Consider the following 13,028-nt stretch of genomic DNA (forward strand, 5'->3'; position numbering starts at 1 on the left):
CTTCTCCCCTCGGCCCCTTCGGGACCTTACCCTAGGGTATTCAGGACCAGAAAGAAGATGCGGAAAAGGAGGCTTCTTTCCGGTTCAGATACCTCGGGGGGTCCGGGTGGCCGGACAGGAAAACAGCCGTGATGGCTGTTCTCCCGCTTGACAGGTCCGGGGGACCGTTTGCAGCGAGGAAGGCCGCAGCAGCGGCCAGGAGGAAGTCAGCCCCCTGGATGCGGCGGCAACGCAGGCCTCAGGCCGGGCGCCGGCTTCGCACGATGTCGAGGATCTCGCGCGCGGCATGGGGAATGTTGGTTCCCGGCCCGAAGATGGCGGCGACGCCCGCGTCCTTCAGGAAGGCATAGTCCTGCTGCGGGATCACGCCGCCGCAGATGACGATGATGTCATCCGCGCCCTGCGCCTTCAGCGCCTCGATCAGCTTCGGCGCCAGCGTCTTGTGGCCGGCGGCCTGCGAGGAGATGCCGACGATATGGACGTCGTTGTCGATGGCGTCCTGCGCCGCCTCCTCGGGCGTCTGGAACAGCGGCCCCACGTCCACGTCGAATCCGATGTCGGCGAAGGCCGTGGCGATCACCTTGGCGCCGCGGTCATGGCCGTCCTGGCCCATCTTGACCACCAGCATCCGCGGGCGGCGGCCCTCTTCCTCGGCAAAGGATTCGACGTCCTTCTGGATTTGCGCGAAGCCCTCGTCGCCCTCGTAGGCGGCGCCATAGACGCCGGCGAGCGTCTTCACCTCGGCCCGGTGGCGGCCGAAGACCTTTTCCATCGCCATGCTGATCTCTCCCACAGTTGCACGGGCACGTGCCGCCTCGACGGCCGCTTCCAGCAGGTTGCCGCCCTCGCGGGCGCGGCGTTCCACCTCGGCCAAGGCGTGGTCGCAGGCGGACTGGTCGCGGGTGGCGCGGATCTGCTCCAGCCGCTCGATCTGGCTGCGGCGGACGGCCATGTTGTCGATGTCGAGGATGTCGATCGGGTCTTCCTTGTCCTTGCGGTACTTGTTGACGCCGACGATCACTTCCTCGCCGCGGTCGATCATGGCCTGCCGCCGCGCCGCCGTTTCCTCGATCCGCAGCTTGGGCTGGCCCGAGGCCACGGCCTTGGTCATGCCGCCCATGCCCTCGACTTCCTCGATGATGGCCCAAGCCTTCTCGGCCAGTTCGGCCGTCAGGCTCTCGACGTAATACGACCCCGCCAGCGGATCGACGACATGGGTGATCCCCGTTTCCTCCTGCAGGATCAGCTGGGTGTTCCGCGCGATCCGGGCCGAGAAGTCGGTTGGCAGCGCGATCGCCTCGTCCAGCGCGTTGGTGTGCAGCGATTGCGTCCCGCCAAGGGCTGCGCTCATCGCCTCATAGGCGGTGCGGATCACGTTGTTGTAGGGGTCCTGCTCCTGCAACGACACGCCTGAAGTCTGGCAATGCGTCCGCAGCATCAGCGAGGATGTCTTCTTCGCCCCGAACTCGGTCATGATGCGGTGCCACAGCAGGCGGGCGGCGCGCAGCTTGGCGATCTCCATGAAGAAGTTCATGCCGATGGCGAAGAAGAAGCTAAGCCTGCCGGCAAAGGCATCCACGTCCATGCCCGCGTTGATCGCCGCGCGGACATATTCCCGCCCGTCGGCCAGCGTGTAGGCCAGTTCCTGCACCAGGTTCGCGCCCGCTTCCTGCATGTGATAGCCGGAAATCGAGATCGAGTTGAACTTGGGCATCTCGCGCGAGGTGTAGCCGATGATGTCCGCGATGATCCGCATCGAGGGCTCGGGCGGATAGATGTAGGTGTTGCGGACCATGAACTCCTTGAGGATGTCGTTCTGGATGGTCCCCGACAGAACCGAGCGATCGTGCCCCTGTTCCTCGCCCGCGACGATGAAGCTGGCGAGGATCGGGATCACCGCGCCGTTCATGGTCATCGACACCGACACCTTCTCCAGCGGGATGCCGTCGAACAGCACCTTCATGTCCTCGACCGAGTCTATAGCCACGCCCGCCTTGCCCACGTCGCCTTCCACGCGTGGATGGTCGCTGTCATAGCCGCGATGGGTTGCCAGGTCGAAGGCCACCGACACGCCCTGCTGCCCGGCGGCGAGGTTGCGGCGGTAGAAGGCGTTGGATTCCTCAGCCGTCGAAAAGCCCGCATATTGCCGGATCGTCCAGGGACGGCCTGCATACATCGTCGCGCGCGGGCCGCGCGTGAAGGGCGCGATGCCGGGCAGGCTGCCCATGTGGTCCAGCCCCGCCGTATCCGCCTCGGTATACAGCGGCTTGACGGTGATGCCTTCCAGCGTGTCCCAGTTCAGGCTGTCGGGGTCGGCGCCCTTGAGTTCCTTCGAGGCCAGCGCGCGCCATTGATCGAGGTCGGGGGTCCGGGTCATCTCTTGGTCCTTTCCGATGCGACCGCAGTCGCTATATTCTGAAACATGAAGATATTGCTGTCGAACATGTCGGCCCTCGCGCTGGCCGTGACGGGCGCGCAGGCGCTTGCCATGGGCGCCCCGACCCCCCCGCCCGAACCCGTGCGGGTCGAGCGCGCCGCCCCCGCCCGTCCCGCCACAGCGGCGGTGCAGGCAACCGATGCGCCCGCAGGCCAAGCCGGGCAGGCCGAGATGGACATCCGTTCGGCAAGCGACGTCACGCCCGAGGCGCTGCTGTTCGAGCGACGGCCCGTCCTTGTCTTTGCCGACACGCCCGAGGACACGGCTTTCGCCACGCAGATGGAACTGCTCGCCCGCGACCCGGCGGCGATGGAGCGGCGGCGCGTCACCGTCATCATCGACACCGATCCGGGGGCTGATTCGGTCTGGCGGCAGCGGTTCAGGCCGCGCGGCTTTTCCCTGATGGTGCTGGACACCGACGGCACGGTGATCGACCGCAAGCCCTTTCCCTGGGACACGCGCGAGATCGGCCGCGCCATCGACAAGACCCCCGTGCGGCGCAGCGAGACGCGGGCAAGCGGCGGGCGATAGGCGTTGCGCGTGATTTCATTGCGGAACCTGCGCGGCGCCCCTATCTTGATCCGTGACGGATGCGCTTTGCCGCATCGCATATGACAGGGCAGGGCCATGGCCAGGGAAACATCACCGCGCAGGATCGAAGCTTCGCCGCCGCCTCGGCAGGTCAAGCGGCCCGCCTCGACCGATGAACTGGTCGAGCGGCTGCTGAACGCCCGCAACTCGAACGAGATCGCGGCGGTGATCGGTCTCCCACCCATCACCGGCCTCTCGGGTCCGAAGATCGCTTACTGAGTCCTTCCCGAAGCTGCGCGAGCTCTCCCGGCAGGGAACTGGCGATGCGTTCGCTTTCGCGCTGCTGTGCCGCGGCGCGCAGCGCCGCGACTGCGGCGCCTCCGCCTTCCAAGCTTGCCGTCAGGACGATCATGGCCTCGCGTCCAGTCGCCAGTGTTTCGTCACTCAGGATCAGATAATCACGCATCATTTCGGTCGCGCTACCGGGCTGATCCTTTGCGGTGGCGCGGATATCCTGCGACAGCGCCGCGCCCACCGCCAGCAGCCGGTAATAGCGCACCATGGGGTCGATCGCCCATTCGGGCAGGATATGCACGTCTTCGACGATGGCGCGGAAGATGCGGTCATTTCCCTCATGGGGCAGGATCGGCAGATAACCTCCTGCCGTCACCCGTGTCACCAGCCTCTCGCGCGCGGCCTGGTCGCTTGGCGTGTGCTTCTCGAGCGCGGCGAGATGGGCGCGGATCTCGGCCAGCAGCGCGCGCTGGATGTCGGCCACGCGTTCGTTCCGCAACTGCCGGTCCCGCCTGCGCGACAGCGCGTGCGTCCAGAACCACCCGGCCGCCACCACGCCGCCGCCGACAAGGGCGGTGACGAGGGCCGCGGCGACGCGGTCGTTCAGGAACAGCGCGCGCAGGTCCAAGGATCACTCGAACTCCATGATGACGTCATCGACCTTGAGGCTTTGCCCCGCCTCGGCGTTGACCGACTTGACGGTGCCGCGGCGCTCGGCCCTCAGGATGTTCTCCATCTTCATCGCCTCGACGGTGGCGAGCGCCTGGCCCTCCTGCACCTCGTCGCCGGCAGCCACGTTGATGCGGACGACAAGCCCCGGCATCGGGCAGAGCAGGAACTTCGAGGTGTCGGGTGGCAGCTTTTCCGGCATCAGCCGCGCCAGCTCGGCGGTGCGGGGACGGCGCACATGGGCCTTGAGATCCGCGCCGCGCGTCCGCAGGCGCATCCCGGCGGCGATCTTGTCCACCTTCAGCGCCAGCGGCTCGCCGTCCACGGTCAGCCGCGCCAGCGACATGCCCGGCTTCCAGTCGGATTCCACCCGCAGGCTGCGGCAATTCACCTCGACGGTCGAGCCGCCCTTGTCGGCGCGGACACGGACCGGGAACTCCTGCCCGTTCAGGCTGACGACCCAGTTCTCGCCCACGCGCCGTTCGTGGTTGTCCAACCGGCCGGTGATCTGGGTGCGGCGGATCTCGGCCACGCGATGCATGGCGGCAGCGGCGGCGGCGACGCGCTCAAGCTCGGTATCGGGCAGGGTCGCGCCCTGAAACCCCTCGGGATATTCCTCGGCGATGAAAGCCGTCGAGATGTCGCCCGAGACAAAGCGGGGATGGTCCATCACCGCGGACAGGAAGGGCAGGTTGTGGCCGATGCCTTCCACCTCGAAGCCGTCCAGCGCCCGGCGCATCGCCTCGATCGCCTGCGCGCGGTCGGGCGCCCAGGTGCAAAGCTTGGCGATCATCGGGTCGTAATACATGCTGATCTCGCCGCCCTCGTAGACGCCGGTATCATTGCGGACGCCGGTCTCGGCTGCCGGAGGCTGTTCACCGGGGTTCGAGGGCACCCAGCGGTCGTTTTCCAGCAGCGGACCCGCCGCCGTCTCGGCGGGGGGCCGATAGCGCGTCAGTCGCCCTATGGAGGGCAGGAAGTTGCGGTAAGGGTCCTCGGCATAAAGGCGGCTTTCGATGGCCCAGCCGGTGATCTTCAGATCGTCCTGGGTGAAGGGCAGAAGCTCGCCCGCCGCGACGCGGATCATCTGCTCGACAAGATCGACGCCGGTGATGAGTTCGGTCACCGGATGCTCGACCTGAAGGCGTGTATTCATTTCAAGGAAATAGAAGTTCTTGTTCGCGTCCACGATGAACTCGACCGTGCCTGCCGAGGTATAGCCCACAGCCTTGGCCAAGGCCACCGCCTGCTCGCCCATCGCGCGGCGCGTCTCGGGGTCGAGGAAGGGCGAGGGCGCTTCCTCGATGACCTTCTGGTTGCGGCGCTGGATCGAACATTCGCGTTCGTGCAGGTAGACGCAGTTGCCATGCTTGTCGGCCAGCACCTGAATCTCGATATGGCGCGGCTGGGTCACGAACTTCTCGATGAAGATGCGGTCGTCGCCGAAGCTGCTCGCCGCCTCGTTCTTCGAGGACTCGAAGCCTTCGCGCGCCTCGTCGTCGGTCCAGGCGATCCGCATCCCCTTGCCGCCGCCGCCGGCACTGGCCTTGATCATCACCGGGTAGCCAATCTCGGACGAAATCCGTACCGCCTCATCGGCATCCGCGATCAGGCCCATGTAGCCGGGAACCGTGGACACCCCGGCCTCCTGCGCCAGCTTCTTCGAGGTGATCTTGTCGCCCATCGCCTCGATCGCGGGCGAAGGGGGGCCGACGAAAACCACACCCTCTTTCTCAAGAGCGGCTGCGAAGTTCCTGTTCTCGCTGAGGAAACCATATCCGGGATGCACCGCCTCGGCGCCGGTCTGGCGGATGGCCTCCATGATCCTGTCGATCACGATATAGGACTGGTTCGCGGGCGGCGGGCCGATATGCACCGCCTCGTCGGCCATGCGGACATGCAGCGCGTTGCGGTCGGCGTCGGAATAGACGGCGACGGTGGCGATCCCCATCTTCCTTGCGGTCTTGATGACGCGGCAGGCGATCTCTCCGCGGTTGGCGATCAGGATCTTCTTGAACATGCGTGTCCCTTGGTGGCGCTGGATGTGAAAAGGCCGCCCCGGTCGATCAGACCGGGACGGCGGAAACGGCGTGGGAATGCGCGCGATGCGCGCGGGTCAGCTTACTGGCAGAGCCGGACGTCGTCGCAGAGCGCGCCGCCCAAGGCGCCGACCGCTGCGCCGGCCAACCGGTCGCTGCCGCCCTTGCCACGGACCTGCTGGACGACATAGCCGGTGCCGGCGCCGATGATGGCGCGGTCAGCGTCGGTCGGTCGGATGTTCTGGGTGCAGCCGGCCAGCAGCGCCGCGCTGAGGCCACCCAGAAGAAGAAGCTTTCTGGACATGGGGTATCCTGGAACAGAACGCCGGGGCCAATCGCAACAGAGATGTCCCCCTGCGATGCAGCACCCGGCAGATGAAGGTTGAAACCGTTCTGGCTGGCGATCAACGCCAGCCGAAGATCAGGGTTCCGATCAGGGGGCGCAGACGCCCACGTCGTCGCACAGCGCACCCGCGGCGCCGCCGAGCAGCGCGCCGGTTGCGACACGCTCGTCCAGCGCCTTGGCAACGACGGCACCCGCGACCGCGCCGCCGGCTGCACGCTGCGCGTCGGGCGACAGGCCGGTGCCATAGCCAGGCTGGCAGGCCGCGATGCTGCCGACGAGCAGGACTGCGCCGCAAACGCGGAGGAGGAAGGATTTCTGCATGGTATTCTGCCTGTATTCGTGGCCCGTTTCCGGGCGAGTGACTTAGCGTGCGCGCTCACTATGACATCCCGCAAACCGGGATCAAACTGACAAGCGGGTGATGGCGCACGCACAAGCATCATCCCGCGCATCATTCATCTTCCTCGTCGAAGTCCTCGTCATCCCAGCGAAAACTTTCGCTGGCCTCGGAGGCGAAAAGCTCGGGGAAGTTGGCCTCGGCGCGTTTCAGGTCGACGCGCAGCAACTGTTCATAGCTGGCGGGATCCAGCTTGCCGACCGGCACGACCTCGCGCCCCAGCAGCCAGGACAGGCGGCCGGCATCGAGATTGCCGCGCTCGAACGGTTCGTCGCCGAAATGCTCGATCAGCGCGGTCAGAAAGCCCGCGTCAGCCCGCCGATCACCGGCCGAACGGTCGCGATACCGTTCCCGCGCCACCAGCTTGGTCGCGCCCTTGGGGCTTGCGCGGCGAATGGTGAACTGGTGGTCCGTGGACGGCAGGCGTCCGGGAAAACCACGATGCTTCAGCATGATACCCCGCCATTGATGAGGTTGCGGGGCAGGTCGGGGATGCGCGGACCCGCAGGTCCGCGCCGTATGGCGTCAGTTGGCGCCGAATTTGCCCTGGAACACGGGTTCGGGCGCCACGACGACCGCAGCCGGGACGGGCTGGGGCTGGGGCTGCTGCTGGCAAGCCGAGACGACGCCGACCAGAACCAGCGCGAGAGCGAGCTTTTTGGACATGAGAGGCTCCTGTAAAGTGGGGCCTTGACGCCCCGACTGCTCGTTGAACCGGCCGCACCATGCGGCCGTCCGGGCATCTTACGGATTGCCGGAGGGGGCCGACAGACCGCGCAGGCGGCTTCCCCGCCTGCCTGTGGCAGGACTGCATCATTCCGGCGCATTTCGATCACGGATGCGTCATGAATCATCGGCGTCACAATGGCTCCCATACACAGGCATCCCGGTCATTCGGGATCGAGAAGCCTTCAAACAGTTGCACGATCTCGGGATCGAAGCTTCCGAAGGGGCTTGGCGCCGAGGCCATCGAGATCACCACCTGCCGCGGCCTTGGCCTCTCGCCCGCCAGTCTCGGCAGGACGAAGCGTTCGCAGAGCCAGAGGATGTCGCGGTGCAGCGGGTCCTGCATCAGGATGTCGGGCGCTGCGGGAAGCGCGATCTCGCCGGCTGCGGGGTCATCCGATCCCGGTGCGAAATCCCCGGTCTCTCCTTCGGCGCCATCCGGCAGGGCCGGGTCGGGCGGAGACAGTTCCGAGGGAAGCGGCGCGTGAAAGCTGTCATCCTCGTCGGGCATCGCGGGCGCAATCGAGATCCCCTCATCCTCTGGCATGATCTCGATCACCAGTTCGCCCAGCGCCGCGTCCAGTTCGGCCTGCTCCTCGGGCGTCAGCGGCATCTCGGGCCCTGTCTCGTCCAGCAGTTCGGGGGGCAGGTCGGCTGCCATCTCTCCCTCGTCCCAAGGGGGAACCAGCGCCGCAAGCGACGGCATGACGAAACGGTAGCGATGCACCGGCCCCACGCCGGGGATGCTGTCCGCCAGTTCCTCCTGCAGCCAGACCTCGGCGCCCGAAGGCACCGGGACCAGTGGCTCGGCCCCGTTCGCGGCCATGCCGGCCGCCGTGGTGGCAAAGAGAAGGGCGGCGGACAATGGCGTCACAGCGGGATGTTGTCGTGCTTCTTCCAAGGGTTGGACAGTTGCTTGGTCCGCAGCGAGGCCAGCGCGCGGGCCACCCGCTTGCGGGTCGAATGGGGCTGGATCACCTCGTCAATGAAGCCCTTTTCGGCAGCGACGAAGGGATTGGCGAAGCGGTCCTCGTAGTCGCTGGTCCGCGCCGCGATCTTCTCGGGGCTGCCAAGTTCGCTGCGATACAGGATCTCGACCGCGCCCTTGGCGCCCATCACGGCGATCTCGGCCGTGGGCCAGGCATAGTTGAAATCGCCCCGCAGGTGCTTCGATGCCATGACGTCATAGGCCCCGCCGTATGCCTTGCGGGTGATGACCGTGACCTTGGGCACCGTTGCCTCGCCATAAGCGAACAGAAGCTTCGCCCCGTGCTTGATGACGCCGCCGTATTCCTGCGCGGTGCCCGGCAGGAAGCCAGGCACGTCCACCAGCGTCAGGATCGGGATGTTGAAGGCGTCGCAGAAGCGCACGAAGCGCGCGGCCTTGCGGCTGGAATCGATGTCCAGCACCCCGGCCAGCACCATCGGCTGGTTCGCCACGACGCCGACCGTCTGGCCCTCGATGCGGATGAAGCCGGTGAGGATGTTGCCCGCGAAGTCGCGCTGGATCTCGTAGAAGTCGCCCTCATCGGCGATCTTCACGATCAGCTCCTTCATGTCGTAGGGCTGGTTGGGGTTTTCGGGGATCAGCGTGTCCAGCGATGGCTCGAAGCGCGCGGGATCGTCGAAGAAGGGGCGCGTGGGGGCCTTTTCCCGGTTGGACAGCGGCAGGAAGTCGAACAGGCGCCGGATTTCCGACAGCGCCTCGACGTCGTCCTCGAAGGCGCCGTCGGCGACCGAGGATTTCTTCGTATGGGTCGAGGCTCCGCCCAGTTGCTCGGCCGTGACGACCTCGTTGGTGACGGTCTTGACCACGTCCGGGCCGGTCACGAACATGTAGGAGGTGTCCTTCACCATGAAGATGAAGTCCGTCATGGCCGGCGAATAGACCGCGCCGCCCGCGCAGGGGCCCATGATGACGCTGATCTGCGGGATCACGCCCGAGGCCATGATGTTGCGCTGGAAGACATCCGCGTAACCCGCGAGAGAGGCGACACCTTCCTGGATCCGCGCGCCGCCGGAATCATTCAGCCCGATCACCGGCGCGCCGTTCTGCATCGCCATGTCCATGATCTTGCAGATCTTCTGCGCATGGGTTTCCGACAGCGAGCCGCCGAAGACCGTGAAGTCCTGCGAAAACACGTAAACCATGCGGCCGTTGATCGTGCCCCAGCCGGTCACGACGCCGTCGCCATAGGGGCGGTCGTCCTCCATCCCGAAATCGGTGGACCGGTGGCGGACGAACATGTCGAATTCTTCGAACGAGCCTTCGTCCAGAAGGATGTCCAGCCGCTCGCGCGCGGTCAGCTTGCCGCGGGCGTGCTGCGCGTCGATCCGGCGCTGCCCCCCGCCCATGCGCGCCTGGTGCCGCAGTTCTTCAAGCTGTCCGGGAATGTCCTTCATGAAGCCTCTCCGTCATGTCTGCCGGGACAATAGGGAAAGCGGCAGGCGGCGCAAAGCGGAAAGGGGAAAGTTTGCAAACAAGGGTCTTAGCGGGATGATGCGACCGCAAAACAGCTAAACCCGCTGAACGGCGCCCTTGACGCGGGCGGCGGGCGCGGCCATCCCGGAAGCCATGGGATTGACGATCGACCTTGCCGCCCTGGTGGCGAACTGGAAGGCGCTTGCCGCGCTCGCCCCCGGCTCGCGGCCCGGCGCGGTGGTCAAGGCGGATGCCTATGGCCTTGGCGCCGCCATGGTGGCGCCTGCGCTTTACGGGGCGGGTGCGCGGGACTTCTTCGTGGCCCAGGCGTCCGAGGGCAGGGCGATCCGCTCGCTTCTCGGCCCCGATGCGTGCATCTTCATCCTGTCGGGGCACATGCCGGGGCAGGACCTGACAGGGCTGATCCCGGTGCTGAACGGTCCCGCGCAGTTCTTTCGCGACCGTGCGCTGCGACCGCGCGGTGCCTTTGCGATCCAGCTCGACTCGGGGATGAACCGCTTGGGCTTCGAGCCTGCCGAATGGGCAGCCGTCAGGTCCGAGGCATTGTCGGCGCGCACCGGCACGGGGACCGGCCCCGCGCTGGTCATGTCGCACCTGATGTGCGGCGACGAGCCCGGCCATGCGGCCAATGCCGCGCAGCTTCGCGCCTTTCGCGGGATGACCGAGGGCATCGCGGCCCCCCGTTCCCTGGCGGCGACCGGCGGCATCCTGCTGGGGTCCGAGTATCATTTCGACGTGACCCGCCCCGGCATCGGTCTTTACGGGGCCGAGCCCTTCGCCGCGGCGCGCCCGGTCGTCACCCTGTCGCTGGAGGTCATCCAGACCCGCAACCTGGCCGCGGGTGAGGCGGTGGGCTACGGCTGCACCTGGACAGCCCCACGTCCCTGCCGCATCGCGACCGTGTCGGCGGGCTATGCCGACGGGTTGCCGCGCGCCCTGTCGGGCAAGGGGCTGCGGCTCTGGGCGGGCGGGCGCAGCGTGCCGGTGGTCGGGCGCGTGTCGATGGACCTCATCACCGTCGATGTGACCGACCTGCCCGATGTCCCCGATACGCTGGAGATCCTGAACGACCGGCAGGGCGTGGACGCCCTGGCTACGCTGGCCGGGACCATCGGCTACGAGATCCTGACCTCGCTGGGTCCGCGCTATCCGCGCGAATACCGGCCGGCTTAAGCATGCGTTAGGGCGCCCATGCTACCCGATCCCTCATCTGATCGCTTCAGGAGGATTCGGCATGGCTTACGCGACCATCAATTTTCACCATCCGCAGACCGGGCGGCTCAAGCAGGCCCGGGTCGGGTTCTCGTGGACGACGCTGTTCTTCGGTTTCTTCCCGGCGCTGTTCCGGGGCCACTGGCTCGGTGCGGTCATCATCTTTTTGGTGGGCTGCGTCACCTTCGGCCTGTCGGGGCTGGTGTTCCCCTTCATCTACAACAAGATGTATGTGCGGCATCTGCTGGGCGAAGGCTTCAAGCTGTCCAGCGCCTCGGCGGACCCTTCCTATCTCTCGCAACGGCTGCGGATCGAATTGCCCCTTGACCCGACACGCGCGACCCTTTCGCCGGCCTGACCCGGTCCGCGCCATCGGCCGGGCCACGCTGGCGCTGGTGCGCGGCACCGGGGCAGTCGCGATCTTCGCCGCGCGGGGACTGGCTGCGCCCGGATTTTCCCTGCCGCGCCTGGCCGAGCAACTGCTGCGGATCGGCTGGCTGTCGCTGCCGGTCGTGGGGCTGACGGCGCTGTTCACCGGCGCGGCGCTCGCCCTGCAGATCAATGCGGGGGGCGAGCGTTTCCAGGCCGGCGACGTGGTGCCCGCCATTGTCGCCATCGGCATGGCGCGGGAACTGGGACCGGTTCTAGGCGGGCTGATGGTGGCGGCGCGGGTCGCCTCGTCCATCGCGGCGGAACTGGGGTCCATGCGCGTGACCGAACAGATCGACGCGCTGATGACGCTGTCCACCGATCCGATGGGCTGGCTGGTCGCCCCGCGCCTGTGGGCGGCGATCCTGACCGTGCCGCTGCTGGTGGGCGTCGGCGACACCATCGGCATCATGGGCGGCTGGCTGATCGGGACCACGACCCTAGGCTTCACCTCTCAGGCCTATCTGTCGAACTCCTGGGCCTTTCTGGAAACATGGGACGTGGTCTCAGGACTCATCAAGGGCGCGGTCTTCGGCTTCATCGTGGCGCTGGCGGGCTGCTGGTTCGGGATGCATGCGGGCCGCGGCGCCGCGGGAGTGGGCCGGGCGACGACCGGATCGGTGGTGGCGGCCTCGGTCGGCATCCTTGCGGCGAATTTCATCCTGACCGGGCTGTTCTTCACATGAGCGCCCCGGTCATCGAGGCGCGCGGACTGGTCAAGTCATTTGCCGGTCAGAAGGTTCTGGACGGCGTCGATCTGTCGGTGGCGCAGGGGGAAAGCCTTGTCGTGATCGGCGGCTCCGGCTCGGGCAAGTCGGTGCTGATGCGCACGATCCTCGGGCTTGAGGAGGCCGATGCCGGCGAGGTTCTGCTGCATGGCGAAGCCGCCACGCCGGCAACACGGGCGCGGTTCATGCGGGATTTCGGGATGCTGTTCCAGAACGCGGCGCTGTTCGACAGCCTGCCCGTCTGGCGCAACGTGGCCTTCCGGCTGCTGCAGGCGATGCCCGCCGCCAAGGCCCGCGCCCGCGCGGTGGAACGGCTGGCTCGCGTGGGCCTTGGCCTCGAGGTCGCCGACCGGATGCCCGCCGACCTGTCGGGGGGGATGCGCAAGCGCGTGGGCCTTGCCCGCGCCATTGCCGCCGACCCGAAGGTGATCTTCTTCGACGAGCCGACCACCGGGCTCGACCCCCAGCGCGCCGCCGCGATCAACCGGCTGATCCGCGATATCGTGACCGAGACGCATGCGACCGCCGTGACCATCACCCATGACATGACAAGCGTGCGGACCATCGCCGACCGCGTGGCGATGCTGGACAATGGCCGGGTCCGCTGGCAGGGAACCGTGGCCGGGATGGACAGCGCGGATGATTCGGTCCTGCGGGCCTTCGTGGAAGGCGAGCCGCTGGACTGGCGCCCTCTGGCCCTGCAGGATCGGGCGCGATGAAACGGCCTTCAAGCAAGTTAAGACGCGAAGCCTTGCCTTCGCCCCGGCCCGCCTGCAA

15 protein-coding genes are annotated in these 13,028 nt (G+C 67.0%); 6 read left to right on the forward strand and 9 right to left on the reverse strand.

Annotated elements, in window-relative coordinates; genetic code table 11:
- Nucleotides 1-238: 238 nt before the first annotated feature.
- Nucleotides 239-2,377 carry a methylmalonyl-CoA mutase gene (gene scpA, locus Q4F04_RS05295; protein ID WP_303368790.1) on the reverse strand — a complete coding sequence of 713 codons (2,139 nt, stop codon included), beginning with the start codon at nt 2,375-2,377 and terminating at the stop codon, nt 239-241.
- A gap of 45 nt (nt 2,378-2,422) precedes the next feature.
- Here scpA and Q4F04_RS05300 point away from each other — a divergent pair, with 45 nt between their 5' ends.
- Together Q4F04_RS05300 and Q4F04_RS05305 are read left to right on the forward strand one after the other, a co-directional pair.
- Nucleotides 2,423-2,968 carry a DUF4174 domain-containing protein gene (locus tag Q4F04_RS05300; protein ID WP_303368791.1) on the forward strand — a complete coding sequence of 182 codons (546 nt, stop codon included), beginning with the start codon at nt 2,423-2,425 and terminating at the stop codon, nt 2,966-2,968.
- A 96-nt stretch (nt 2,969-3,064) separates the two neighbouring features.
- On the forward strand, nt 3,065-3,247 hold the full coding sequence (locus tag Q4F04_RS05305) for a hypothetical protein (RefSeq protein WP_303368792.1): 183 nt from the start codon (nt 3,065-3,067) through the stop codon (nt 3,245-3,247).
- Here Q4F04_RS05305 and Q4F04_RS05310 read toward each other — a convergent pair.
- The 8 genes from Q4F04_RS05310 to Q4F04_RS05345 all read right to left on the reverse strand — a co-directional run bounded on the left by Q4F04_RS05310 (nt 3,213) and on the right by Q4F04_RS05345 (nt 9,842).
- A complete protein-coding gene (locus Q4F04_RS05310) occupies nt 3,213-3,890 on the reverse strand; it encodes a hypothetical protein (protein WP_303368793.1) in 678 nt (225 codons plus the stop codon). The genes Q4F04_RS05305 and Q4F04_RS05310 overlap by 35 nt on opposite strands.
- 3 nt (nt 3,891-3,893) lie before the next feature.
- The gene (locus Q4F04_RS05315) at nt 3,894-5,951 is read right to left on the reverse strand and encodes an acetyl/propionyl/methylcrotonyl-CoA carboxylase subunit alpha (protein WP_303368794.1); all 2,058 of its coding nucleotides are present in this window, start codon (nt 5,949-5,951) and stop codon (nt 3,894-3,896) included.
- 101 nt (nt 5,952-6,052) lie between these two features.
- On the reverse strand, nt 6,053-6,274 hold the full coding sequence (locus Q4F04_RS05320; protein WP_303368795.1) for a hypothetical protein: 222 nt from the start codon (nt 6,272-6,274) through the stop codon (nt 6,053-6,055).
- 129 nt (nt 6,275-6,403) lie between these two features.
- Nucleotides 6,404-6,637, reverse strand: coding sequence for a hypothetical protein (locus Q4F04_RS05325; RefSeq protein ID WP_303368796.1), 234 nt, complete (start codon nt 6,635-6,637; stop codon nt 6,404-6,406).
- Nucleotides 6,638-6,767: 130 nt separating this feature from the next.
- Nucleotides 6,768-7,166: a hypothetical protein gene (locus tag Q4F04_RS05330; RefSeq protein WP_303368797.1), complete on the reverse strand. Its 399-nt coding sequence runs from the start codon at nt 7,164-7,166 to the stop codon at nt 6,768-6,770.
- 72 nt (nt 7,167-7,238) lie between these two features.
- On the reverse strand, nt 7,239-7,379 hold the full coding sequence (locus tag Q4F04_RS05335) for a hypothetical protein (RefSeq protein ID WP_303368798.1): 141 nt from the start codon (nt 7,377-7,379) through the stop codon (nt 7,239-7,241).
- A gap of 193 nt (nt 7,380-7,572) precedes the next feature.
- The gene (locus tag Q4F04_RS05340; RefSeq protein ID WP_303368799.1) at nt 7,573-8,265 is read right to left on the reverse strand and encodes a DUF6497 family protein; all 693 of its coding nucleotides are present in this window, start codon (nt 8,263-8,265) and stop codon (nt 7,573-7,575) included.
- Nucleotides 8,266-8,309: 44 nt separating this feature from the next.
- A complete protein-coding gene (locus Q4F04_RS05345; protein WP_303368800.1) occupies nt 8,310-9,842 on the reverse strand; it encodes an acyl-CoA carboxylase subunit beta in 1,533 nt (510 codons plus the stop codon).
- 172 nt (nt 9,843-10,014) lie between these two features.
- On the opposite strand from Q4F04_RS05345, the gene alr reads away from it, so the two are divergent.
- From alr to Q4F04_RS05365, 4 genes are all read left to right on the forward strand, one after another.
- Nucleotides 10,015-11,055: an alanine racemase gene (alr, locus tag Q4F04_RS05350; RefSeq protein WP_303368801.1), complete on the forward strand. Its 1,041-nt coding sequence runs from the start codon at nt 10,015-10,017 to the stop codon at nt 11,053-11,055.
- Between the two features lie 61 nt (nt 11,056-11,116).
- Nucleotides 11,117-11,452: a hypothetical protein gene (locus tag Q4F04_RS05355; RefSeq protein ID WP_303368802.1), complete on the forward strand. Its 336-nt coding sequence runs from the start codon at nt 11,117-11,119 to the stop codon at nt 11,450-11,452.
- Entirely contained in the window at nt 11,418-12,209 is a 792-nt protein-coding gene (locus tag Q4F04_RS05360) for an ABC transporter permease (RefSeq protein WP_303368803.1), read from the forward strand. Before Q4F04_RS05355 ends, Q4F04_RS05360 begins: the two co-directional genes overlap by 35 nt.
- Complete coding sequence (locus Q4F04_RS05365) at nt 12,206-12,970, forward strand: ABC transporter ATP-binding protein (RefSeq protein WP_303368804.1); 765 nt, start codon at nt 12,206-12,208, stop codon at nt 12,968-12,970. The genes Q4F04_RS05360 and Q4F04_RS05365 overlap by 4 nt, the downstream gene beginning before the upstream one ends.
- Nucleotides 12,971-13,028: the final 58 nt, after the last annotated feature.

It is taken from the genome of Paracoccus sp. (in: a-proteobacteria), from assembly GCF_030536915.1.
Classification (GTDB): Bacteria; Pseudomonadota; Alphaproteobacteria; order Rhodobacterales; family Rhodobacteraceae; genus Paracoccus.